The following is a 22,424-nucleotide window of genomic DNA, read 5'->3' as shown; positions in this document are numbered from 1 at the left end:
CTCCCAGCTTGCGATGATGTACTGAGCTTGATCATTAACCTCACTGCTGTTTCAGACGGACGTGTTCGGCGAGGGTTTCGATTCCTTTCAGGATTTTTCCGGGCTTGTGGCATGGGGCTGGCCTGGGGTTTGTCGAGCCGGGTGGGCGTCCGGGGCTGGGCTTGGGCACGCTGGCGGGACGGGCGGTCTTCATGCGGAGGTGACGGAACCCCCTGCGGACCCGGGCCGGGGTGAGTCGACGCGGTTGCTGGGTCGTTCCCACGGACGTCGGAGGTCCTCCGTGAGAGGGTGGGCGAGGCAGAGTTGAGTGTGGGCGCCGATGATCAGCCAGATCCACAGGTCGGCCGTGTGCGGATCGCGGACTTTCGGGACGGTCCAGCCCAGGGTCAGCTTGAACAGCCGGAGAATATGCTCAAGATGGAACCTGTGGAGGAACGCCTGCCAGCGCACATCGACGTCCCGCCCGCTCATCCCGGTGTGCGAGGACCACAGCCAGACCTGCTTGGGGGGCGGTCACCGGGCAGGTGTCCGACCTTCAGCCGAATCAACGTGCCGTGGAACAAGTCGAGTTCACCGTAGCGGTCGAGCCAGGGGCCTCGAGTTTGTAATCGGGCTGCATCCGGGACTAAGGGCTGTCCCGTAAAGGGCTGTGAGTTGGGAGGTCGGCTGGCGGTACTGTCGGCCGATGGAGGCTGAGAAGTCGAACAGGTGCCCGCTTCATGGTGGTGGGGTGGCTGCACAGACTCTCGTGGGACGCCTGCTCGCGGGGGTCGTCGGATCGCAGCATGTGTATGGCAGCGATGCTCCTGCGGGGCCGCTGGGCGTGTGGCTGATCGATGACCGGGGTGCAGTCGTTCACGTCACAACTGGATCGGACGGGTGTCTGATCGTCGAGGAGTCGGAGCCGCACACCGGCTACGACATGGGCGACTCGGGACGCGTCACCGTGGGAGCGATCGGCAACGAGACACCGTTCGCAGATCACCTCGGGGAAAGCATTCTGGCGGTGCGGGAAGAGCACGAACCGAACACCGGACGCGTAGCTCTGGAGATCTCATTCCCCAGAGGTCGCGTCCGCTGCGAGAGCTGGGCTGAGGACCTCCGTCTGACCCTGATGTGATGATCTTGCTGTGGCTGGTGTGATCACGGCGTTAGAGCCGTCCTGGATGGCCCCGTTCACCGGGCTGAGCCTGCGGCGGTTCGGTTAGCTGGTGACGGTGCTGCGACGACAGTCAGCAGGGGCCGGCCGTGGAGCCTTCCGCTGGAGGACCGTGCCCTGCTGGTCGCGGCCTACTGGCGCACGAATCTGGGCCCTGTCGAGTGATCGGCAGGGCCTTTCGCATGTCCTCAGCCGTGCCGCGCGCGATGCCCTGGGGTGTCGAGGGGCGTGTGATCAGAAGTGAGAGAAAAAGTGGCCGATGTGATCAAGTGGTCGGTTCTCTTCGCAAGATGGCCATCTGATGTTCGGATCGTCTGTACTGTGGGGCCTCCGCCGCGCACAGGGGGTGTGCGGGGGGTGGGTCGTGTGGGGAGATGTGTGTGATGAAGGCTGTTCGTCTTGCCGTCGTGGCGCTTGCCTCGGCGTGTGTCGCCGTCCTGGTCCCTGGGCAGGCGCAGGCCGCCGAGTACAGCTCGGCGCTGAAGGTGAAGGGCGTCCAGTACGACGCCCCGGGGCGGGATTCCAACAGCTGCTCGTCGGGGAACACCGACGAGGAGTTCCTGGTGATCACGAACTTCTCGCGCACCGCGACGGTCAACCTGCGCGGGTACGTGGTGAAGGACGCGGCGGGGAACCGTTTCACCTTCACGCGCAACCACACCCTTCAGCCGGGTGACTACGTGCGGCTGCGGGGCGGGCGGGGCACGGACTCCGACGGGAGCAACGTCGTCTACCGCAACAACTGCAACTTCCTGTGGAACAACGCGGGCGACACGATCTACCTGTACAAGCCCTCGGGCGACCGCGCCGACGTCCACAGCTACACCAAGGCGAAGCACGACCGCGACGGCAACGGGTACGTGACCTTCCACCGCTGAGCCGGACCGCTCAGTACTCCTCGTTGTCCCGGATCTCCTGGACGTAGGCGTTCGCGGCGGCGGTCTCGACCATCAGCTCGGGGAGCAGGTCGATGGAGGCCAGCAGGTGGGACGCGGGCCCTTCGGTCGGCTCCCACTCCGCCGCGATGATCCGCTGCTTGTCCTCCGGCTGGCTCTCCAGCCACTGCCGGTTCTCGGGGCTGAGCTGACGGAGCAGGTGCGTGAGCGGTTCGGCGGGCATGGCCGTCGTCTCCTGACCGGTCGGGGCGCGGTGCGCCGGGGCGACGGCCCCGGCGCTCGGGACCAGCCTCCGTGAGCGGCGGGTGAGGGAGGGGGCCACGGCGCCGGGGCACCGCATGTCTCACCCGGTCGGGCGCCGCGCCCGGGGGTTCGACGGGGGGTGGCGCGGCCGGTACCGGTGCCGCACCGCCTGCGGTGGCGCGAAGTGCACCGGGCGGCCGTGCCGTTCGCGGACGGCGGCGGGGGTGACGGGGACGGACACCGGGTCAGGAGAGCGCGTGGCGCTGCTGGCGCGCGCGGCGGTTCGCCTCGGCGACGCGCTGCCGCAGGGATTCGCTGGCGCTGACGGGCCGCACGTCCTCGGGCAGCGCCGTCCACTCACGGCCGCCGCCCGGGGGGCGGAGCCAGATGTGCCCCGAGAGGTGGGCCATGACGCGGCCGACCCGGTCGTGGGACGTGTCGTAGGCCATCGCGCCTATCTCCGGCTGGGCGGGCTCGTGGGTCATGGCCGGACTCCGAACGCTGAAGCGGTCGCTGGCGTGAGGCCGTGTGAGCGGCTTCACGTTCTCCACCATGCCCGAGCAGCGGGGTCCTGAACGGCCAGGACCCCGCTTCCAGAGGGAAATTTGAGGTTGTGGTGCCCTGTTTATCCGGTCGGCGGCTTTCCTGCACGGCGGCATATGCCACCGGTGTGGGACAAGTCGATCACGCCGCCTTGCCGAGGGACAGCGCCTCGGCGAGCAGTCGGTAGCCCTCGCGCGGGACGACGGTACGCGGTTCGTCGTTCACGACCTGGACCGCCACGTGGTCGGCGCCCGCCGCGAAGAACTGGTCCACCTTGTCGCGGACCGCCTCGGGGTCGCCGAGGGCGTACACCGCGTCGAGCAGCCGGTCGCTGCCGCCGTCGGCGAAGTCGTCCTCGGTGAAGCCACTGCGCAGGAGGTTGTTCGTGTAGTTCGGCAGCTGGAGGTACATGGCGAGGTACGCGCGGGCGGTGGCGCGGGCCGCGGTGAGGTCGGGGTTCAGCACGACCTTCAACTCGGGCGCGAGCGTGGGCCCGTCGCCGAGCCGTTCGCGTGCGTCGGCCACCTGCTCGGCCGTGACGAGGTACGGGTGCGCGCCGCCCGCGCGGTCCGCGCCGAGCCGCAGCATCTTCGGCCCCAGCGCGGCCAGGACGCGCCGCGCGGTGGGCACGGGCTCCTCGGCGGCGTCGAGCCCGTCGAGGAAGTCGCGCATGGACGAGTAGGGGCGGCGGTACTCCTCGTGTATGGCGCTGTGGCTGACGCCGACGCCCAGGACGAAGCGGCCTCCGTACGTGCGGTTCAGCTCTCCGAACACGCGGGCGACGGCGGCCGGTTCCTCGGACCAGATGCTCGTGATGCCCGTCGCCACGGTCAGGTGGGAGGTGGCGGCCAGGGCGGGGACCGCGCGCTCGGGGGCGGGGCTGCCGCCGAGCCACAGCGTGCCGTAGCCCAGCTCCTCCAGTTCGGCGGCGGTCTCGGTGATCTCGCCACGGCGGTCCGGGTCGGGGGAGGCCAGCAGGGCGCTCCAGATGCCGACCCGGCCGATGTCCTCGCTCAGTTGGGTACCCATGAAGAGGTCAAACCGCTGACTCTGCGCGGTTATTCCGCGACGATGCGATCACCTTCGATCTTCACCCGGACGGTCGGCAGCGGTTCCAGGGCCGGTCCTGTGACGACCTCGCCGGTCGCCGCGTCGAAGACCGATCCGTGGCACGGGCAGCGCAGTTCGACCCCGGCGGGCTGGAGGGCGCAGCCCTGATGGGTGCACGCCGTGCCGAAGGCGGTGACCGTCGTCTCGTCCGACCGGAAGAGGAAGGCCTCGCCGCCGCCGCCCGTCCTGGCGAACGTCGGCTCGCCGATCGGCACGTCCTCCAGCGCGGCCAGGTCCTCCCCGGTCGCGACGCCGGGGTCGGGCGTCTCGCCGCCCCCGCCCCCGCTCTCGGCTCCGCAGGCGGTGAGGGCCAGGGCACCGGCGGAGGCGGCCGTGACGGTGAGGAGGGTGCGGCGGCTCGCGGCGGGGGGCGCGGCCGACGGGGGTGGCGTGGGCGTGCGTGGGGCGTCCATGCGGGGAGAACGAATCACGGCCGCCCCGGGTGCCCGGCGCGCGACCTGGGGCGCGCGCCGGGGGCCGTCACGGGCGGGTGGGTCAGGGGGCGGTCCACTTCTGGTTCGCCGTGCCGGTGCAGGTCCAGATCTGGAGGCGTGTGGCGTTGGCCGACGTGTTGCCCGTCACGTCCAGGCACTTGTTCGCCTGGGGGTTGACGATGTCGTTGGCGCCGCTGATGGTCCAGCGTTGGTTGGGCCCGCCGGTGCAGTCCCACAGCTGGACCTGGGAGCCGTTGGCGGTGCCGTTGCCCACGACGTCGAGGCACTTGCCGAGGGCGCGCAGCGTGCCGTCCGTGCCGACGGTCCACTGCTGGGCGCCGGTGCCGTTGCAGTCGTAGAGCTGCACGGGCGTGCCGTTGGCCGGGCTGGCGCCCGCGACGTCGATGCACTTGCCCGCGAGGCCGCGGATCGGGCCCGTACGGCCGCCGCCGGGGGTGTCGCCCGTGCTCACGCGCACGTAGTCCACGGTGAGCTGGCCGGGGAAGGGCGTGGAACCGTTGGGGTCGCCCGGCCAGTAGCCGCCGACCGCGAGGTTCAGGATGAGGAAGAACGGCTTGTTGAAGACCCAGGGGTCGCCGCCGAGGTCGGCGGGCGTGCGGGTCTGGTAGACGTTGCCGTCCACGGACCAGGTGATGCGGTTGGGCGCCCAGTCGATGGCGAACGTGTGGAAGCCGTCGGCGAATGCCTGGCCGCCCGGCAGGGTGTAGCCCGCGCCGATGCCCTGGGCTCCCGAGTAGCCGGGGCCGTGCAGGGTGCCGTGGACGGTGCTCGGCTCGAAGCCGACGTTCTCCATGATGTCGATCTCACCGCTGGAGGGCCAGCCGATGGAGCCGATGTCGTTGCCCAGAGCCCAGAAGGCGGGCCACATGCCCTGGCCGCGGGGGACGCGCAGGCGGGTCTCGATGTGGCCGTACTGCGCGGTGAAGCGCCCGGCGGTGTTCATACGGGCCGAGGTGTACTCACATCGGCCGTACCAGCACTGGTAGTTGCCGGGGTTCTTGCGGCGGGCGGTGATGACCAGGTTGCCCTGGCCGTCGAGGGCCGCGTTGGAGTTGCCCGCGGTGTAGTACTGGCGTTCGTGGTTGTTGACGTTGTCGCCGGTCTCCAGCTGCCAGCGACCGCCGTTGACGGCGGACCCGGCCGGGCCGTCGAAGTTGTCCTCGAAGACGACGGCGAGCGGGGCTGCGTCGGCGACCGGTGCCTCGGCGGCGGTGGGGGTGGTGGGCGCGGCGTCGGCCGCGGTCTGTAGGAGGGTTGCGCTCAGGACCACGGTGGCCGCGGCGGCGAAGAAGCGCCGGAAGCGGCGGCGCGACAGTATCTTCATGGCCATGACATAAGCGGTTGGCGTAGACCAATACAAGGCGCTGGACGTGAACCGGGAGTTCCGGAACTCGGCGGGTGCGTCCCACCGTTCACGCCCGCCCCAGGAGGAGACACCGGCGGACCGGAGTGACCGTGCCCGCCAGGTATTCGCTAGGGTCGGCAGGCATGGCCCACAATCAGCAGCAGCCGTACGGTTCCCAGAACCCCGACACGGCCGGAAGTACGCAGATGTTCCAGGCGTTCGTCAATGACGGAGGCACGCCACTGAACGGCCCCGCCGCGCCCGCGGCCCCGTCGTCGGGCCCGCGCGTCGGGCTGATCGTCGGTGTCGTCGCGGCCGTCGCGGTGATCGCCGTCGTCGTCTTCCTGGCGCTCGGCTGAATCCTCCCCGGACCGGCGAGCGTCACGCTGCCGGTCCGGGCCCCGTCACTCCTCGGCCGTGAGACCTTCGCGCAACTGCGCGAGCGTGCGCGTGAGAAGCCGCGAGACGTGCATCTGCGAGATGCCGACCTCGTCGCCGATCTGGGACTGCGTCATGTTGGCGAAGAAGCGGAGCATGATGATCCGCCGTTCGCGCGCGGGCAGTCGGGCGAGCAGGGGCTTGAGGGACTCGCGGTACTCGACGCCCTCCAGGGCGCTGTCCTCGTACCCGAGACGGTCGGCCAGCGAGCCCTCGCCGCCGTCCTCCTCGGGCGCGGGGGAGTCGAGGGAGCTGGCGGTGTAGGCGTTGCCCACCGCGAGGCCGTCCACGACCTCTTCCTCGGACACCCCGAGGCAGACGGCGAGTTCGGCGACGGTCGGGGAGCGGTCGAGCCGCTGGGACAGCTCGTCGCTGGCCTTGGTGAGGGCCAGCCGCAGCTCCTGGAGCCGGCGCGGGACGCGCACGGACCAGGACGTGTCACGGAAGAAGCGCTTGATCTCGCCGACGACGGTCGGCATCGCGAACGTCGGGAACTCCACGCCGCGTTCGCAGTCGAAACGGTCGATCGCCTTGATGAGGCCGATCGTGCCGACCTGGACGATGTCCTCCATCGGCTCGTTCCGGCTGCGGAAGCGGGCCGCCGCGTAGCGGACCAGCGGCAGGTTCAGCTCGATGAGGGTGTCACGGACGTAACCACGCTCCGGGCTGTCCGCGTCGAGCCCGGCGAGGCGCTGGAACAGGGACCGGGACAGCGTGCGCGTGTCGAGGTTGTCGGTCTGCACGGGAGGGTCTGGCGGCAACGAGGGTACGTGCGGCGCGGGAACGTGCGGCGTGCCGGTCGTGGCGAGCACCTTGGAGCTGCCCAGTTCTACGGACATGCCACCCCCTTGAGGTCGTGGACGGTTCGCGACGGCGCGCTTCCGATGTGACTTCCGACGAGAGAAGTGCGCCCTCTCGTGGATACCGGTCCCGCCGCCACGGCAAACGCGGTTCCAACAGAATGTCACATGTCATCAACGCGACGTAGCTTCATGTCGATAAAACGGCACAGCTGGTGTGGAAGTTCCCGGAGTTGGGTCGCTCGTCGGAGTTACTTCTCGACAGGGTTTGCGGATCGGAGCCGGGTGACGCTCCGGGCGAGCAGCCGGGACACGTGCATCTGCGAAACACCCAGCTCCGCGCTGATCTGTGACTGCGTCAGGTTCCGGTAATAGCGCATCAGCAGGACGCGGCGCTCCCGTTCGGGGAGCTGGACGAGGAGGTGGCGTACGAGCGCGCGGTGTTCGACGCCCGCGAGCCCGGGGTCCTCGTAGCCGAGCCGGTCGATCAGCCCCGGCGCGCCCTCGTCGTGCTCCTTGTCCGCCTCAAGCGAGGACACGCGGTAGGCGCGGCCCGCGTCCACGCTGGCGAGGACCTCTTCCTCCGGCACGCGCAGCCGGTCGGCGATCTCGGCCGCGGTGGGGGTCCGTTCCAGCGCCACCGTGAGGTCCTCGGCGGCGGTCCGCACCTGGACCCACAGCTCGTGGAGCCTGCGCGGGACATGGACGGTCCGCACGCTGTCGCGGAAGTAGCGGCGGATCTCGCCGACGATCGTCGGCAGCGCGAACGTGGCGAACTGGACGCCGCGGCCGTGGTCGAAGCGGTCGATCGCGTGGATGAGGCCGATGGTGCCGACCTGGACGATGTCCTCCATCGGCTCGTTGCGGCTGCGGAAGCGGAGCGCGGCGTAGTGGACGAGCGGCAGGTTGGCCTCGATGAGCGCCCCCCGCACCCGCGCGTGCCCGGTGCTCCCGGCGTCATGGCGGTCCAACTGCTCGAACAGCGTGCGCGTCAGCGCGCGCGCCTTGGCGCCCCTGGTCTGCGTCACCGCCACTGCCGACCACCCCTTACGGTGCACTCGCCGCAAAAGCAGTCATAGCATCACAAGACATATCCACCGTGCGCAAGCACCGTGTGTCGCCGTGTTAAGGCAGGGGATCGGTGACCAGCTCGCCCACGCCCTCGGTCGCGTCGGCCACCGCGGCGAACATCAGCGCGGTGAACTCGGCGGACCTGGCGGGGTAGGTGACGGCCGCGTAGAGCACGAGGACGGCCGCCAGGAACAGCCCGAACCTGCGGGCGGCCCGTGACTGCGGGAGCTTGCTCATCGGCGCCCCTCTCGGGCGTTCGCCTCGGGAAACGGCCCGCGCGGTGCCGGGCCGGGGCACATTGAACCACGCGCCCGTGGCCTCCGGGAGTACGAACGTATCGTCCGATCGATCCGGTCGGGGGGCGGTCCGGTGCGGGCCCGTAAGTCGGGCGCCGGGTACGGCGGTTCGGCGTCGTCCGTGGGGACCTGCGCAGCGGCGGCGGAACGGCGAGAGGGCGGGCCCCGTGGGGTCCGCCCTCTCGTACGTCCTGCTCAGAAGCGGTAGCGGAGGGATTTGAACCCTCGGTGGAGTTGCCCCCACACTCGCTTTCGAGGCGAGCTCCTTCGGCCGCTCGGACACGCTACCGGGGGTAGCCTAACCCACGGCGCGGCCCGCGCAGAAATCGCCGCTCAGCCGCTCTCGGGCGCCGGGCGGAAGAAGCCGGTCAGCAGCTCGGCGCACGCGTCGGCCATGACCGAGCCGATCACCTCGGGCCGGTGGTTGAGCCGCCGGTCGCGCAGCACGTCCCACAGCGAGCCCGCCGCGCCCGTCCTCGGCTCGCGCGCCCCGTAGACGACCCGGTCCACACGCGCCAGGACGGCGGCCCCGGCGCACATCGTGCACGGTTCGAGGGTGACGACCAGCGTGCAGCCCGCCAGCCGCCAGCTCCCGAGCCGGGCCGCCGCCGCGCGCAGCGCCAGTATCTCGGCGTGCGCGGTCGGATCGCCGGTGGCCTCGCGCTCGTTGCGCGTGGCCGCCAGCTCCTCGCCCGCCGGGCCGCCGGGGCCCAGCAGGACCGCGCCCACGGGGACGTCGCCCGCGTGCCCGGCCGCGGTGGCCCGTGCCAGGGCCCGGCGCATCGCCGGGTGCCACGGGTCCCGCAGCGGGTCGCCCGTCACCGGGCGCCGGGGTCCGTCACCTGACCGCCTCCAGCACGTCCGCGCAGCCCAGGGCGTCGGCGATCTCGCTCAGCGCGTCGTCGGGCGTGAGGCCCCGCACCACCGCGGCGTCGATGCCGAGGTCGGTGAGCAGACCCGGGTCGCCGAGCGGACCGCGCGGCACGTCCTGGCCGCCCGTCCCCTCGTCGCCGTCGTCCTCGCGTCCGGCGGCGGCCGGTCCGCCGTCGTCGTCACCCTCGTCCACGCCGTCCACGCCGTCCCCGGCGTCGTCGTCGAGGCCCGTGAGGCCGTCCAGCACGTCGTCGTCCTCCGGCCGCCGGCCCAGCAGCTCGTCGGTCAGCAGGATCTCGCCGTACGCGCTGCGCATGGCCCGCGCGGCGTCGGAGACATAGACGCGCGGATCGTCCTCGCCGTCCACGCGGACGAGGCCGAACCAGGCGCCCTCCTGCTCGATGCAGACGAGAACGGTCTCGTCATCGGGAGCGGACTCGCGGGCCAGCTCGGCCAGCTCGTCCAGACTCTCCACGTCGTCGAGCTCTGTGTCACTCGCTTCCCAACCATCATCGGTCCGCGCGAGCAGTGCGGTGAAGTACACCGTGACTCTCCCCACTCGGTTAGGCAGTGCCACCAGCATCGTGGCAGATAAGGGGTGTCCTGTCGGGTAACCCGGCAGTTCACCGATGGCATGTCCGTACGTGTCGTCACCGGGGTCACCGGCGGTCCCGGGGGTGGGCGGATGTCAGGGCATATGCCCTCTCCTCCCTCCACGCACCACTCTCCATGTCGCCGTCGTCCTTTGTCCACCGGGGCGGACACCAGGAAACCAGCCGGTCAGACGCCGGTCGTCAGTGGGGTTCGGTACTGTCGGGCGCATGCGGACCCATGTCGTAGACCACCCTCTGGTGGCCCACAAACTGACCACGCTGCGCGACGCGCGTACCGATTCACCGACGTTCCGGCGACTCGCCGACGAGCTGGTCACCCTGCTCGCGTACGAGGCGACGCGTGACGTCCGCACGGAGGTGGTGGACATCACGACACCCGTGGCCGAGACCACCGGCGTACGGCTGTCCCATCCCCGTCCGCTGGTCGTGCCGATCATACGGGCAGGTCTCGGCATGCTCGACGGCATGGTGCGGCTCCTGCCCCCGGCCGAGGTGGGCTTCCTCGGCATGATCAGGGACGAGGAGACGCTGGAGGCGCGGACCTACGCCAATCGGATGCCCGACGACCTGACCGGACGTCAGGTGTACGTGCTCGACCCGATGCTGGCGACGGGCGGCACGCTGGTCGCGGCCGTGCGTGAGCTGCTGGGGCGTGGGGCCGACGAGGTGACGGTGATCTGTCTCCTGGCCGCGCCCGAGGGTGTGGCGCGGCTGGAGAAGGAGCTGGCCGGTGCGCCGGTCACCGTGGTCACCGGCGCGCTGGACGAGCGGCTGAACGAGCAGGGCTTCATCGTGCCGGGCCTCGGGGACGCCGGGGACCGGATGTACGGCACGGCGGGCTGACGCGGCGCGGTGGGTCAGCAGCCGGCGGCGGGCGTCTCCTCTGCCGACGGGGTGGGGGAGGGGCTGGCCAGCTCGGCGAGGCGGCGTTCGGCCTCGTCGGCCGCGGTCAGCTCGGTGAAGTCCTCGCCGATGACGAAGTCCAGGACCGCGGGGTCGTCCTCGCGCGCCCCGGACTCGGGGGCGCCGGTCTCGGCGCCGTCGAGCTGGGCGGCCAGGACGCGCAGGGCGCCGGACTCCTCGGCCGCGGCGGTGGCGAGCAGCAGTCCTGGCGCGTCCACCTCGCCGTCGAGGCCCTCGGGGGCGTTCTCGACCTCGCCGATGACGAAGCCGCGTTCTTCGAGCGCGTCGGCGGTCTCCTGGGCGAGGCCGGTGCGGCTGGTGGCGTTGTAGACGTTGACGGTGATGGTGTCCGGCTTCGGCACCGGCACGGGGTCGTCCGGCGCGCAGTCCTGGCGCTCGGCGGCGTTGCGCGCGCCCGCCCCGGCGGGACGGTCGCCGTCGTCGCCCGAGAAGACATCGACGATCTGGAGCGTCCCGTAGCCGAGCAGGCCGAGCACCGTGACGACGGTGAACAGGGCGAATACGGTCCGGCGGCGGCGGCGCGGACGGCGCATTCTCGGGTAGCGGTCACCCGTGACGCGGAATTTCTTGCCGCCCATGCCCGGTGGCGTCAGCATGCTCATGGCCGCAGCGTAGCCACGCGGGCGCCGGGGGCCCAAGACATGATCAGCTAAACGGCGGCGGGCGCCCCGAACAGCCCAGTCGTCGGCCGGGCGCGCCGTGGTCCCCGCGCGGGGCGCGGCGCCCGTGCGGCGGGCTCAGCCGAGTTCGAGGACCCGGGCGTGCAGGACCTGCCGCTGCTGGAGCGCGGCGCGGACCGCGCGGTGCAGGCCGTCCTCCAGGTACAGGTCGCCCTGCCACTTGACGACGTGGGCGAAGAGGTCGCCGTAGAAGGTCGAGTCCTCGGCGAGCAGTGTTTCCAGGTCGAGCTGCTGTTTCGTGGTGATCAGCTGGTCGAGCCGGACCGGGCGCGGTGCGACGTCCGCCCACTGCCGGGTGTTGTCCCGGCCGTGGTCGGGGTACGGTCGTCCGTTTCCGATGCGCTTGAAGATCACACGGGAAGCCTACCGGGCTGGGGCCCGCCGCCGCAGCCTCCGGTCGGCGGGCGGCCGATGGGAGGAATCCCGAGGGGCCCGTCGTCGGGGCCGCGGCGGTGTCGCGCCGCGGAGTGCGGGGTGTGAATCAGGGCGCGCTGTGGGGGAGTTGCCAGGCGTAGCCGCCGACGCTGTGGGCGATCAGGCGGACGGTGACGGCGAGCGCGTCCCGGCTGATGTTGGCCAGGTCGTCGCACGCCTGGTGGTAACAGGGGTCGTAGGGCGTGTCGGCGGTGCCGCCCCACAGCTCCGCCTCGGCGGCCGTCTTGGCGCCTTCCGCGCCGGTGAAGACCCCGCCGACGCGGACCCCGGCCTCGTGGAACGGCGCGTAGTCGCTGCGTCCGTCGAAGGGGACGGAGCCCGCCGTGTGGCCCTCGTCGCCGAGGAACGCGGTGAGGTCGGCGGCGATCGCGGTGTCCTCGGCCTGCACGAACAGGCCGTGGTTCGGTGAGCCGATCATGTCGAAGTTGAGGTAGAGCGCGATGTCGGACAGCTGGCCTCGGGTGAGGTCGGCCACGTAGTGCTCTGAGCCGAGCAGGCCGGACTCCTCGGCGGACCACAGGGCGAAGCGGACGCGGTGCGGGGCGCGTCCCTCGGGGTCGGCCTCGGCGAGGCGTAGCGCGGTCTCCAGGATTCCGGCGGAGCCCGAGCCGTTGTCGTTGATGCCGGGGCCGTCCGCGACGGAGTCGAGGTGGGCGCCCGCCATGACGACGTGGTCGGGGTCGCCGCCCGGGGTCTCGGCGATGACGTTGACCGTCTCGCGGTCCTCGGCGAGTTCGGCCAGTTCGAGCCGGAGCGTCACGGGGGCGCCGCCCGCGTCGCCCGCGTCCGTGAGGGCGGTGGCGAGGGCGGCGCCGTCCGCGCGGGTGATGCCGCCGACGGGGATGCTGTCGGCCTCCGGGCTGCCGAGGGTGCCGCGGAGCGGGCCTTCCGCGTTGTTGGCGACGACGGCGGCGAGGGCGCCGCCCGCGGCGGCGTTCGCCTGCTTCTCGGCGAACGTGCAGTCGCCCCGGGTGACGAGGACGATGTGCCCGGCGTACGCGTCGGGGGCGGGCGCGGGGGCGCAGGCGGTGCCCGCGTCGGTGAGGGGCGCCTCGATGCCGCCGTCGGGGGTGGCGGGCGTGTAGGTGAGGGTCCGGACGGGGATGTCGCGCTGTTCCGGGGTGAGTTGGGTGAGGCGCTCGGTGACGGCCTCGCGGTAGGAGAAGGGGAAGCGCTGGTACGTCACGTCGTAGCCCGCGGCGGCGAGGAGCGTGCCCGCGTAGCGCGCGGAGCGTTCGTGGCCCGGGGTGCCCGCGGCGCGGTTGCCGTCGGAGGCGTCGGCGATGCGCTGGAACGCGGCGAGGTGGCGCATGGCGCCCTGCGCGGTGGCGCGGTCGGCGAGGGCGTCGGCGAAGGCGTCGGGTGAGGGGTTCTGGCGCGGCGTCGCGGTGGGGGCTGCGCCGACGAGGAGGGGGACGGTGAGGAGCGTGGCGGTGGCTGCGGCCAGGAGGCTCGCGAGGCGGCGTGCTGTCACGGAACGGGACGGTATCGCACGGTTTGGCGTGTCCGTGGGGAGCGGCGGGTAGCGGACGTCACGTTGACCTGTGACCGGATTCGTTCGAGAGTGCGCGCATGGGGGGCGTGATCACCGGGTTCGCGATCATCGCCGTTGTCATCGCGACCGGATATGTCCTGGGGCTGCGCGGTTCGCTCGGTGGGAACGGGCGTGAGGTGCTGACCAGGCTGGCGTTCCACGTGGCGACGCCCGCCCTGCTGTTCACCACGCTGGCGGAGGCCGACCTCGGCGTCATCCTGTCGCGCCCGCTGCTGGTCACCGCGCTCGCGACACTGATCGCGTGCGCCGTCTTCGTCGTGGTGGGCGCGTCGGCGCGCTGGGGTGTCGGCCCTACGACCGTCGGTGCCCTGTGCGCCTCCTACGTCAACGCCGGTAACCTCGGAATTCCCATCGCGGTGTACGTACTCGGCGACGCGTCGCTCGTCGCGCCCGTGCTGCTTCTCCAGCAGCTCACCCTGTCGCCCGTCGCACTGACCGTGCTCGACCTCGTGACGCGGGACACCGACGCGGACAGTGGCTCCCGCCCTTCCGTGCTGCACAGGCTCCTCACCCCCTTCCGGAATCCCGTCGTCGTCGGCTCACTCGCCGGGGTGACCGTCGCCGCCTCCGGGTGGACCGTGCCACGCGCGGTGTTCGACCCCGCCGTGCTGATCGGCAACATGGCAGTGCCCGCCGTGCTGCTCGCGTTCGGCATCTCCCTGCGCGGCGCCGCGATGCCCGCGCGTGGCCCGGAACGCGTCCCCGTGCTCGTGTCCGTCGCGGTGAAGTCGGTGGGGCAGCCGCTGGTGGCGTGGCTGCTGGCGGTGGCCTTCTCCCTCGACGCGGACGAGCAACTGCATGTCGTCGTGCTGGCCGCGCTGCCCGCCGCGCAGAACCTCTTCACGTACGCGTCCCGGTACGGCGTCGGCGTGCGGCTCGCGCGTGAGTCGGTGCTGCTGTCCACGGCGCTGTCCGTACCCGTACTCACGGTTGTCGCGGCCCTGCTGGGCTGACGGGCTCCTCGCCCGAGCCCGCGTAACTGTGCGCGAACGCCACGGAGAACGGGCCCGGTACGGCGAGCCGCTCCAGCGTGGCCAGGCGCAGCCGCAGCGCGAAGCGTGGATCGGCCGCCGCCTCCGACCCCGCGGGCAGGTGCAGCAGGCCGAGCAGCCGGTCGGAGAACTCCTGGGTGCGCCACACGTCGGGCAGGCGCCTGGCGGTGTACCCGTCGAGCGCGGCCGGGCCGCTGATCAGGGCCTCGGCGAGGTCGGCGGCGTCGGCGACGGCCAGGTTCATGCCCTTGGCGCCCGACGGCGTGAGGACGTGCGCGGCGTCGCCCGCCAGCAGCAGCCGTCCGCGTGCCATGGGTTCCGTGACGTCGGCGCGCATGCGCAGCATGCGGGTCTCGGTGAGGGCGCCGATACGGGGGAGGTGCGCGCCGTTCAGCCTGCGGCGTAGTTCGGAAAGGACGCGGGGGGCGGGCCAGGCGGACAGGGTGTCGCCCGGCGGGCATTGGAGGTAGAAGCGCGCTATGCGGGGGGAACGCGGCATCATGCCCGCGAAGCCGTTCTGGTGCAGCCCGTACACCACGCCGGGGACCGGGCGGTCCACCTCGGCGAGGACGGCGAGCCAGTCGTACGGGTAGCGCCGCCGGTGGGCGGTGGCGGCGGGGGAGAGCGCGCCGCGCGCCAGGCCCTTCGGGCCGTCGCAGCCGACGACGTGGTCGCAGACGACGGTCGGGCCGTCCTCGCAGCGGATGGTGGCGCGGGGGCCGTGGATGTCCTCGACGGCGACCGCCGCGCACTCGAACAGCGGCGGTCGGCCCGCCGCGTCCAGGCTGGCTATCAGGTCGCGGACGAGGAGCTGTTGCGGATACACCCGGTGCCGCGCGCCCGAGAGCGCGCCGTAGTCGAGGCGTATGACGCGGCCGAGGCAGAGGAAGTCGCACCACCCGTGGGGGATGCCGTCGGCGAGGAGGCGGTCGGCGAGGCCGTGCGCGTCCAGCAGGCGCACGGTGCGCTGCTCGACGAGCCCGGCGCGGGCACGGCGTTCGACGCGGGCCCGGCTGTGCCGTTCCAGGACGACGCAGTCGATGCCCGCGGCCGTCAGCAGGTTCGCCAGGACGAGCCCGGCAGGTCCGGCGCCGATGATGCCGACCTGGGTGCGGAGTGTGCGCGCGGGCATGGGGGTCCTCTCAGCCGTCGGGGGAGCGGGATCGGTCGGGTCGGCAGGGGGGCACGAGGTCCGGGTGGAACAGCTCGTGGACCAGCGCCAGGGGCTCGTTGCCGTGCCAGATCAGGTAGGTCTTGTAGCAGGCAGGACGTGGCCCCCACGAGCGGCGGCCCACGTCCAGGACGGTCCGCCGGTGACCGGCTCCCGCCGCGCTCAGCGCGGGGCCCAGGGGGACGGTGTCGCCCGTCAGGCATGCGGCGATGTCGGCGGGCAGGTCGGGGCCCGCGCGGGCCACGACGTGGTTGGCGGAGAGCGCGGCACCTTCCGGGCGTAGCAGCGCGGAGTGCCGTACGAGGACCGTGGCGTGCCCGTCCGTGCGCAGCAGGGCGGGTACGGCGGGGCCCGCCGTGTCGGCGGAGGTGCGGCCCTGGGCGATGCGGTGCAGTCGCAGCCGTTCACCGGCGAGGGCTTCGAGGAGGGTGGTCGTCAGGCCGTCGCTCGCGAGCAGCATGCGTGTCAGGGGGGAGGCGAAACGAGCGCCGTCCGCGCGTGGGTCGCGTGTGTCGCCGAGGGGAAAGGTGGCGCATGGCGCCGGTATGGACATTCCGCTTCTCGCCCTCCCGGGTGCGCGCGCACCCTCCGAGGGAAACGGCGCGGGGCGGGCTGAGGTCACGGGCGCCTGAGGGCGGGCAGGGCCGGGGAGGGAGAATCCGGTCATGGCTTCGGAATCGGCGGCACCGCAGACCTTCGACGACCTCATGGCGCTGCTCCACGAGCGGCGGCCCGTGCTCACCCGTTCGCAACGGCTGCTCGCCGACCGGGTGCTCGCCGATCCGGAGGGGGTGGCGTTCATGACGATCTCGGAGCTGGCCGCGGCGGTGGGCGTGAACGAGGCCACGGTCGTGCGGTTCGCCACCACCCTCGGCCTTGAGGGCTACCCGGGGCTGACGCGGCTGTGCCGCATGCGGCTGCGGGAGCAGGCGCAGCTCCTGAACCGGTTCCGCACGCTCGAACAGCTGGGCAGCGACGGGGGTGACCTGCTGGAGCGCGCGGTCGCGCTCGACCGGGCCAACATCAGCCGGACGTTCGCCCGCATCGAGCCCGACGTGTGGGACGCCTCGGTGCAGGCGCTGGCCGAGGCGCCGCGCGTGCACGTGATGGGGCTGCGCAAGTGCCACGCGCCCGCGTACCTCCTGGGCTATCTGCTGCGCATGCTGCGCGAGGACGTGGTGACCGTGTCCGCGGGGGTGGGCACGCTGACCGACGAGCTGCGCCGCGTACGTCCCGGGGACTGCTTCGTCTCGCTGGCCATCCACCGCTACTCGTCCGACACGGTGCGCGCGGCGTCCTGGGCGCGGAAGCGTGGCGCGCGGTGCGTGGCGCTGACGGACAACGCCGCGTCGCCGCTGGCCGCGTCAGCTGAACACGTGTTCTACGTGGACGCTTCTGGGCCGTCCGTCCTACGGTCGCTCACCGGCTTCACCTCCCTGGTGCAGGCGCTCGCCGGTGGGGTCGCGGCGCTGCTGGGGCAGGAGGTGCGGTCCTCGCTGCTGCGTGAGGAGGAACTGCTGGAGGAGTTCGGCGTGTACGACGACCCCGACCGCAGGCCGTAGGCCGTAGGGCGCGCGGCTGCGGTTGCGGGGTCACGGGGGGCGGCCAAGCATGGGGGCATGAGCCTCGACCACCCCTTGTGCCTGGTCACGGGCGCGAGCGGCTACATCGGCGGACGCCTCGTGCCGGAACTGCTGGCGGCCGGGTATCCCGTGCGTTGCCTGGCCAGGACACCAGGCAAGCTCGCCGGGCGCCCCTGGATCGACCGGGTGGAGACGGCCCAGGCGGACGTCACCGACCCCGACGGGCTGGCCGACGCCCTGCGCGGCGTCGAGGTCGCCTACTACCTCGTCCACTCGATCGGCGGCGGCAAGGACTTCGAGGAGACCGACCGCCGCGCCGCGACCACGTTCGGGGAGCAGGCGCGCGCCGCCGGGGTCCGCCGCATCGTCTACCTCGGCGGCCTCACCCCGCAGGGCGTGCCCGCCGAGGAGCTGTCCCCCCACCTGCGCTCGCGCGCCGAGGTGGGACGGCTGCTGCTCGCCTCCGGCGTACCGACCGCCGTGCTGCGCGCCGCCGTCGTCATCGGCTCGGGCTCGGCGTCGTTCGAGATGCTGCGCCAGCTCACCGAACGGCTGCCCGCCATGGTCACGCCGCGCTGGGTCCGCACGCGCGTCCAGCCCATCGCCGTACGGGACGTGCTGCGGCTGCTCGTCGCCTGCGCCACGCTCCCGCCCGACGTCAACCGCACGTTCGACATCGGTGGACCCGATGTGGTGACGTACGAGCAGATGATGCGGTGCTACGCGGAACAGGCCGGGCTGCGGCGCCGACTGATCGTGCCGGTGCCCGTCCTCACCCCCCGGCTGTCCGGCCTGTGGGTCGGCCTGGTCACGCCGGTGCCGGGCAAACTGGCGCGCCCGCTCGCCGAGTCGCTGCGGCACGAGGTCGTCGTCCGCGAGCAGGACATCGAGCGGTACGCGCCGCAGCCGCCCGGCGGCTCCCTCGGCTTCGACGCCGCCCTCCACCTCGCACTGCGCCCCTCCCGGGAGGCCGAGGCGACCGTCCCGGGCGGCGCCGCGAGCGACCCGCAGGACGCCGACCCCCGCTGGTCGGGCGGCAGCCACTACCAGGACCGCCGCCACCGCTGCGTCAACGCGTCACAGGACGCGGTCTGGCGCGTCGTCGCCGCCATCGGCGGGGAGCACGGCATGTACTCCGCGCCCCTCGCCTGGGCCGCGCGCGGCTGGATCGACATGCTGCTCGGCGGCCCCGGCGTACGCGGCGGCCGACGCGGCGCGGGGCCGCTGCGCGTCGGCGACCGGCTGGACTTCTGGCGCGTCGAGGAGATCGCGCCGCCCCGGCTGCTGCGGCTGCGCGCCGAGATGCGGCTGCCAGGACGCGCCTGGCTGGAACTCGCCGTCGAGCCCGCCCCGGGGGACCGCGCGCTCTACCGGCAGCGCGCCGTCTTCCGGCCCAGGGGCACGGCGGGGCACCTCTACTGGTGGGCCGTCAGCCCGTTCCACGCCGTAGTGTTCCGGGGCATGGTCCGCAACATCGCCGCCACGGCGGAAGCACAGGAACGCGCCGCCCGCGCCGCCGCGGCCCGCGCCCGGGACGCCGAGCCCACCACCGACGCCGACGCGGCATGACCGCCGCCGTCGCCCTTTTCACCTCCGACCTGCGGCTGCACGACAACCCCGTGCTCCGCGCCGCCCTGCGCGAGGCGGACGAGGTCGTCCCGCTGTTCGTCCTGGACGACGGGGTACGGGACGCGGGCTTCGCCGTGCCGAACCGCGCCGCGTTCCTCGCCGACTGCCTCGCCGACCTCGACGCGGGCCTGCGCTCGCGCGGCGGACGGCTCGTCGTGCGGCGCGGCGACGTCGTCGCGCAGACCTGCCGCGCGGCGGCGGAGGCGGACGCCCGTACGGTGCACGTCGCCGCCGCCGTCACCGGCTACGCGGACAGGCGCGAGGGCGCGCTGCGGGCCGCGCTGGCGGAGGACGGGCGCGAGCTGCGCGTCCACGAGGCGTCCCGCACGATCGTCCCGCCCGGCGCGCTGACGCCGGGCGGCAAGGACCACTTCGCCGTGTTCACGCCCTACTTCCGCCGCTGGGCGGACGCGCCGCGCCGTACGGTCATGGGCGCGCCGCGCGCCGTACGGGTGCCGGACGCGGTGCGTTCGCAGGACGTGCCGTCCGCCCGCGCGCTGATCCGCGCGCTGTGCCGTCCGGGCGGCGCGGGCCCGTCACCCGGCCTGCCGCGCGGCGGCGAGACGGAGGCGCGCCGCCGCCTCGCCGCGTGGGAACGCGGCCCGCTCGCCGACTACGAGGAGCGTCACGACGACCTGGCCGCCGACGCCACCTCCCGGCTCTCCGCCGACCTGCACTTCGGCACGCTCTCCCCGACCGAGGTCCGCGAGCGCGCGGCCCGGCGCGGCGGTCCCGGCGCCGAGGCGTTCGTCAGGCAGCTCGCCTGGCGCGACTTCCACCACCAGGTCCTCGCCGCCCGCCCCGACGCCGCCCGGCAGGACTACCGCACGCGAAACGACCGCTGGCGCGACGACCCGGAGGCGGCCGAGGCGTGGCGCGCGGGCCGTACGGGCTACCCGCTCGTGGACGCCGCCATGCGGCAGCTGCTGCACGAGGGGTGGATGCACAACAGGGCGCGGCTGGTGGCCGGGAGCTTCCTCACCAAGTACCTGTACGTGGACTGGCGCGTCGGCGCCCGGCACTTCCTCGACCTGCTGGTGGACGGGGACGTGGCGAACAACCAGATGAACTGGCAGTGGGTCGCCGGGACCGGGAACGACTCCCGGTTCAACCGGATGCTCAACCCCCTCACGCAGGCCCGCCGTTTCGACCCGCGCGGCACGTACGTACGCCGCTGGGTGCCCGAGCTGGCGGAGGCGGAGGGCCTGGGCGGCGCGGCCGTGCACCGGCCGTGGCGGCTGCCGGAGCCGGAGCGGGCCGCGCTCGGCTATCCGGCGCCGATCGTGGACCTCGACGTGGCGACCGGGCGGTTCCTCGGGCACCGGAAGGGGTGACGGCCCCGTCCCGCAGGGGTCACAGGGTTCACGGGACCATCCACTCGACGAAGCTGCCCGGTTCCAGCTCCCGGAAGACGTCCCGGTAGATCCCGGACCGCCGTCGGTGGCGCGGGGTGCCGCGCACCGGGCCGAGCCCGTCGCCGTCCTTGCCCGTGGCGACGTCGGTGAACCAACTCGCCACCCACCCGCCCGGCATGCCCAGCAGGCTCGTGTGCGAGCCGAGGCGGATGCTGCCGGTCGCGTCGCCCACGCCGCAGACGGCGGCGAGGAGATGGGCGACCACGGCGTCCAGCGGCTCGGCGCCGCCCGCGTGGCGCACGGCGACCAGCGGGCGCAGCAGCGGACGGGACCCCCGGGCCGCGGACCTGCGCGGCGGGCGGGTCAGCGCGGCGACCGGGCGCCCGTCCCGCAGGACGGCGGAGGAGCGGCGATCGACGTGCCGGAGCGTCCACCGTCCGTGCGCCGAGGCGACGGTGACCTGACCGCCGCCGTCCCTGGCCCGGGCGGGGACGAGGGAGGCGAGCGCCGTTCCGAGGGACAGCGCGAGGCCCGCGGCGAGGCCCGCGCGTTCGGCCGGGCGGCCCGCGGGGCCGCGCAGGCGGGCGGCGGGGAGCCCGTCCGCCCAGACGTCGGCGCGGGCGAGTGCGCGGTCCAGGGTGACGGTGACGGGTCCTGCGGGGCTCGCCGCGACCCGGCGGGCGAGCCAGAGGGGCACGCCCTCGGCCGCCGCTCGCGCGGCCTGGGCCGCGACGCCGTGGGGGCCTCCGCTGTGGTGCACCGCGAGCTCGCCGAGCCGCTGGGCGAACTCCCGTGGGTCCTTCGGGTACAGCGGACGGGTCGCCCCCGACACGAGGGTCACGGGCACGTTGCCCGGCGGCGCGCCCGGCAGGTCGAGCGGACGGACGCCGCCGCCCCCGCCGAGCCACTGGCCGCGCAGGAACGCGTCGGCCATCGCCGCCAGGTTCAGATGACCCAGGGGGACGCGCCCGCCCGCGTACAGATATGCGTCGTCCAGTGCCACGCCACGGCGCAGCGGATTGCGGCCCGGTTCCGTGTACACGAATCGGGTCATGCGGCCCCCTCCCCAGGGTCCGCCGCGTGGTGTGCGCGGCGATCCGGCCTCAGACCGTCAAGCGTACGGGGTGCGGGGGCCAACGGCCGCTCGGCGGGCGGAAGTTGGCGTCACTCGCCGCCTCCCCCGCCACCTCCGCCTCCGTCGCCCCCGCCGCCACCTCCGCCGTCGCCGCCTCCGCCACCGCTTCCGCCATCACCGCCGTCCCCACCGCCGCCGTCCCAGCCGCCGCTGCCCCCTTCGCCACCCCCCGACGGGCGGTCGTCCCGGCCGCCGCCGACGTCGGTGAACCACGGCTCCGACCACTCGGCGAACTCCTCCAGGTGGCCGCGGAGTTCGCCACGACTGCCGAAACGTATCCGCCCGATGTTCGAGCCGAGGCCGCAGACCACGCCGAAGAACTGCGCGACCACCGCGTCCAGGGGATCGTCCGACTGGTGCAGCACCGTCGCCAGCGGACGCACGACCGACTTCGCGGGCGGCGGGTCCGGGTAGGACACCACGGCGACCTGCTTGTAGTCCCGCAGCACGCGCGACGAGCGCTTGTCCCGCCACCGCAGCTCCCAGCGGCCGTGCAGGGACTGGACGATGACCGTCCGGCGTGTGGTCCGCGTGCGCAGCGCGGCGATCAGCTCGGCGGGCTGCTCCCCGATCGTCACGGTCAGCCCGGCGGCCGGGTTCGCGCGCCGCGCGGGCAGCCCGCGGGGGCCGCGCAGCCGTACGGCCGGGACGCCGGGCGTCCAGACGTCGGCGCGCACGAGGGCGCGGTCCACGCTCACGGTGATCGGCCCCGCCGGTCCCGGCGCGACCCTGCGGGCCATCCACAGCGGCACGCCCTCCGCCGCCGCCCGCGCCGCGTGCGCCCGGACCGCCTCCTCGCCGCCGGACGCGCGGACGGCGAACTCGCCGAGCACGCGGGCGAACTCCCGCGCGCGCCGGACCCGCACGGGCCGCGTCGCGCCCGTCACGCGGGAGACGGGCACCGTCCCCGCGCCCTCGGGCAGCGACCCGAACGGCACCTCCTGGCCGCCGCCCCCGAGCCACTGCCCGCGCAGGAAGGCGTCCGCGACGGCGACGAGGTGCAGCTCGGCCGTCGGCGTGCGGCGGCGGCCGAGGGACAGGTGGGTGTCGGAGAGCCGCACACCGGCGGCGAGCGGGTTCCAGGACTTCTCGGCGTACAGCGGCTGCGGCATCAGGTGCCCC

25 protein-coding genes, 1 tRNA gene and 2 pseudogenes are annotated in these 22,424 nt (G+C 73.2%); 9 read left to right on the top strand and 19 right to left on the bottom strand.

Annotated elements, in window-relative coordinates; translation table 11 throughout:
- Nucleotides 1-40: 40 nt before the first annotated feature.
- Nucleotides 41-611, bottom strand: a pseudogene (locus IF27_RS31370) (NF041680 family putative transposase); the annotation flags it as partial.
- Nucleotides 612-685: 74 nt separating this feature from the next.
- Between IF27_RS31370 and IF27_RS01600 the strand changes: the two are divergent.
- The 3 genes and pseudogenes from IF27_RS01600 to IF27_RS01595 all read left to right on the top strand — a co-directional run bounded on the left by IF27_RS01600 (nucleotide 686) and on the right by IF27_RS01595 (nucleotide 2,037).
- The gene (locus tag IF27_RS01600; protein ID WP_052847405.1) at nucleotides 686-1,120 is read left to right on the top strand and encodes a hypothetical protein; all 435 of its coding nucleotides are present in this window, start codon (nucleotides 686-688) and stop codon (nucleotides 1,118-1,120) included.
- 10 nt (nucleotides 1,121-1,130) lie between these two features.
- A pseudogene (locus IF27_RS29835) lies at nucleotides 1,131-1,309 on the top strand (IS5/IS1182 family transposase); the annotation flags it as partial.
- Between the two features lie 233 nt (nucleotides 1,310-1,542).
- Nucleotides 1,543-2,037, top strand: coding sequence for a lamin tail domain-containing protein (locus IF27_RS01595; RefSeq protein ID WP_110945427.1), 495 nt, complete (start codon nucleotides 1,543-1,545; stop codon nucleotides 2,035-2,037).
- Nucleotides 2,038-2,047: 10 nt separating this feature from the next.
- Here IF27_RS01595 and IF27_RS01590 read toward each other — a convergent pair whose 3' ends face one another.
- From IF27_RS01590 to IF27_RS01570, 5 genes are all read right to left on the bottom strand, one after another.
- The gene (locus tag IF27_RS01590; RefSeq protein ID WP_190232758.1) at nucleotides 2,048-2,278 is read right to left on the bottom strand and encodes a hypothetical protein; all 231 of its coding nucleotides are present in this window, start codon (nucleotides 2,276-2,278) and stop codon (nucleotides 2,048-2,050) included.
- Nucleotides 2,279-2,543: 265 nt separating this feature from the next.
- Entirely contained in the window at nucleotides 2,544-2,783 is a 240-nt protein-coding gene (locus tag IF27_RS01585) for a hypothetical protein (protein ID WP_110945505.1), read from the bottom strand.
- A 199-nt stretch (nucleotides 2,784-2,982) separates the two neighbouring features.
- Nucleotides 2,983-3,870, bottom strand: a complete 888-nt coding sequence (locus tag IF27_RS01580) for an LLM class F420-dependent oxidoreductase (RefSeq protein ID WP_052847402.1) — start codon at nucleotides 3,868-3,870, stop codon at nucleotides 2,983-2,985.
- A 29-nt stretch (nucleotides 3,871-3,899) separates the two neighbouring features.
- Complete coding sequence (locus IF27_RS01575) at nucleotides 3,900-4,364, bottom strand: Rieske (2Fe-2S) protein (protein WP_052847401.1); 465 nt, start codon at nucleotides 4,362-4,364, stop codon at nucleotides 3,900-3,902.
- A gap of 82 nt (nucleotides 4,365-4,446) precedes the next feature.
- Complete coding sequence (locus tag IF27_RS01570) at nucleotides 4,447-5,730, bottom strand: ricin-type beta-trefoil lectin domain protein (protein ID WP_110945504.1); 1,284 nt, start codon at nucleotides 5,728-5,730, stop codon at nucleotides 4,447-4,449.
- Nucleotides 5,731-5,894: 164 nt separating this feature from the next.
- On the opposite strand from IF27_RS01570, the gene IF27_RS01565 reads away from it, so the two are divergent.
- A complete protein-coding gene (locus IF27_RS01565; RefSeq protein WP_052847399.1) occupies nucleotides 5,895-6,110 on the top strand; it encodes a hypothetical protein in 216 nt (71 codons plus the stop codon).
- 45 nt (nucleotides 6,111-6,155) lie between these two features.
- On the opposite strand, the gene IF27_RS01560 is transcribed toward IF27_RS01565, so the two are convergent.
- From IF27_RS01560 to IF27_RS01535, 6 genes are all read right to left on the bottom strand, one after another.
- Entirely contained in the window at nucleotides 6,156-7,028 is an 873-nt protein-coding gene (locus IF27_RS01560) for an RNA polymerase sigma factor SigF (protein WP_052847398.1), read from the bottom strand.
- Between the two features lie 212 nt (nucleotides 7,029-7,240).
- Nucleotides 7,241-8,023 carry an RNA polymerase sigma factor SigF gene (locus IF27_RS01555; RefSeq protein WP_110945426.1) on the bottom strand — a complete coding sequence of 261 codons (783 nt, stop codon included), beginning with the start codon at nucleotides 8,021-8,023 and terminating at the stop codon, nucleotides 7,241-7,243.
- Nucleotides 8,024-8,114: 91 nt separating this feature from the next.
- Nucleotides 8,115-8,297, bottom strand: a complete 183-nt coding sequence (locus tag IF27_RS01550; protein ID WP_052847396.1) for a hypothetical protein — start codon at nucleotides 8,295-8,297, stop codon at nucleotides 8,115-8,117.
- A gap of 261 nt (nucleotides 8,298-8,558) precedes the next feature.
- Nucleotides 8,559-8,645 (bottom strand) — tRNA-Ser (locus tag IF27_RS01545).
- A gap of 44 nt (nucleotides 8,646-8,689) precedes the next feature.
- Entirely contained in the window at nucleotides 8,690-9,139 is a 450-nt protein-coding gene (locus IF27_RS01540; protein WP_110945503.1) for a nucleoside deaminase, read from the bottom strand.
- A gap of 55 nt (nucleotides 9,140-9,194) precedes the next feature.
- The gene (locus tag IF27_RS01535) at nucleotides 9,195-9,773 is read right to left on the bottom strand and encodes a tRNA adenosine deaminase-associated protein (protein ID WP_052847394.1); all 579 of its coding nucleotides are present in this window, start codon (nucleotides 9,771-9,773) and stop codon (nucleotides 9,195-9,197) included.
- Between the two features lie 277 nt (nucleotides 9,774-10,050).
- Between IF27_RS01535 and upp the strand changes: the two genes are divergently transcribed.
- Nucleotides 10,051-10,686, top strand: a complete 636-nt coding sequence (gene upp / locus IF27_RS01530) for a uracil phosphoribosyltransferase (RefSeq protein WP_052847882.1) — start codon at nucleotides 10,051-10,053, stop codon at nucleotides 10,684-10,686.
- A 14-nt stretch (nucleotides 10,687-10,700) separates the two neighbouring features.
- Here the strand turns inward: upp and IF27_RS01525 are convergent, their stop codons facing one another.
- The 3 genes from IF27_RS01525 to IF27_RS01515 form a co-directional block, all read right to left on the bottom strand.
- Nucleotides 10,701-11,369, bottom strand: a complete 669-nt coding sequence (locus tag IF27_RS01525) for a LytR C-terminal domain-containing protein (protein WP_110945425.1) — start codon at nucleotides 11,367-11,369, stop codon at nucleotides 10,701-10,703.
- A 135-nt stretch (nucleotides 11,370-11,504) separates the two neighbouring features.
- On the bottom strand, nucleotides 11,505-11,801 hold the full coding sequence (locus IF27_RS01520; RefSeq protein WP_052847392.1) for a type II toxin-antitoxin system VapB family antitoxin: 297 nt from the start codon (nucleotides 11,799-11,801) through the stop codon (nucleotides 11,505-11,507).
- A 127-nt stretch (nucleotides 11,802-11,928) separates the two neighbouring features.
- On the bottom strand, nucleotides 11,929-13,356 hold the full coding sequence (locus IF27_RS01515; RefSeq protein ID WP_052847391.1) for a M28 family peptidase: 1,428 nt from the start codon (nucleotides 13,354-13,356) through the stop codon (nucleotides 11,929-11,931).
- 98 nt (nucleotides 13,357-13,454) lie between these two features.
- On the opposite strand from IF27_RS01515, the gene IF27_RS01510 reads away from it, so the two are divergent.
- Nucleotides 13,455-14,390, top strand: coding sequence for an AEC family transporter (locus tag IF27_RS01510; RefSeq protein ID WP_052847390.1), 936 nt, complete (start codon nucleotides 13,455-13,457; stop codon nucleotides 14,388-14,390).
- Here IF27_RS01510 and IF27_RS01505 read toward each other — a convergent pair.
- The gene (locus IF27_RS01505) at nucleotides 14,362-15,561 is read right to left on the bottom strand and encodes a 4-hydroxybenzoate 3-monooxygenase (protein ID WP_052847389.1); all 1,200 of its coding nucleotides are present in this window, start codon (nucleotides 15,559-15,561) and stop codon (nucleotides 14,362-14,364) included. The genes IF27_RS01510 and IF27_RS01505 overlap by 29 nt on opposite strands.
- A gap of 10 nt (nucleotides 15,562-15,571) precedes the next feature.
- Entirely contained in the window at nucleotides 15,572-16,060 is a 489-nt protein-coding gene (locus IF27_RS01500) for a hypothetical protein (RefSeq protein WP_052847388.1), read from the bottom strand.
- Nucleotides 16,061-16,265: 205 nt separating this feature from the next.
- On the opposite strand from IF27_RS01500, the gene IF27_RS01495 reads away from it, so the two are divergent.
- From IF27_RS01495 to IF27_RS01485, 3 genes are read left to right on the top strand one after another with little or no spacing between them, the layout of a single operon-like run.
- On the top strand, nucleotides 16,266-17,162 hold the full coding sequence (locus IF27_RS01495) for a MurR/RpiR family transcriptional regulator (RefSeq protein WP_052847387.1): 897 nt from the start codon (nucleotides 16,266-16,268) through the stop codon (nucleotides 17,160-17,162).
- 57 nt (nucleotides 17,163-17,219) lie between these two features.
- Nucleotides 17,220-18,752, top strand: coding sequence for an SDR family oxidoreductase (locus tag IF27_RS01490; protein WP_052847386.1), 1,533 nt, complete (start codon nucleotides 17,220-17,222; stop codon nucleotides 18,750-18,752).
- Entirely contained in the window at nucleotides 18,749-20,146 is a 1,398-nt protein-coding gene (locus tag IF27_RS01485) for a cryptochrome/photolyase family protein (RefSeq protein ID WP_052847385.1), read from the top strand. The genes IF27_RS01490 and IF27_RS01485 overlap by 4 nt, the downstream gene beginning before the upstream one ends.
- A gap of 28 nt (nucleotides 20,147-20,174) precedes the next feature.
- On the opposite strand, the gene IF27_RS31765 is transcribed toward IF27_RS01485, so the two are convergent.
- Both IF27_RS31765 and IF27_RS01475 read right to left on the bottom strand, forming a co-directional pair.
- Nucleotides 20,175-21,221 carry a serine/threonine-protein kinase gene (locus tag IF27_RS31765; RefSeq protein ID WP_052847384.1) on the bottom strand — a complete coding sequence of 349 codons (1,047 nt, stop codon included), beginning with the start codon at nucleotides 21,219-21,221 and terminating at the stop codon, nucleotides 20,175-20,177.
- A 110-nt stretch (nucleotides 21,222-21,331) separates the two neighbouring features.
- Nucleotides 21,332-22,414, bottom strand: a complete 1,083-nt coding sequence (locus tag IF27_RS01475) for a hypothetical protein (protein WP_052847383.1) — start codon at nucleotides 22,412-22,414, stop codon at nucleotides 21,332-21,334.
- Nucleotides 22,415-22,424 lie beyond the last annotated feature (10 nt).

Source organism: Streptomyces avicenniae (assembly GCF_000719135.1).
GTDB lineage: Bacteria > Actinomycetota > Actinomycetes > Streptomycetales > Streptomycetaceae > Streptomyces > Streptomyces avicenniae.
The sequence above is the reverse complement of the archived record's forward strand: the minus strand, read 5'-3'. Positions and strand labels throughout refer to the sequence as shown.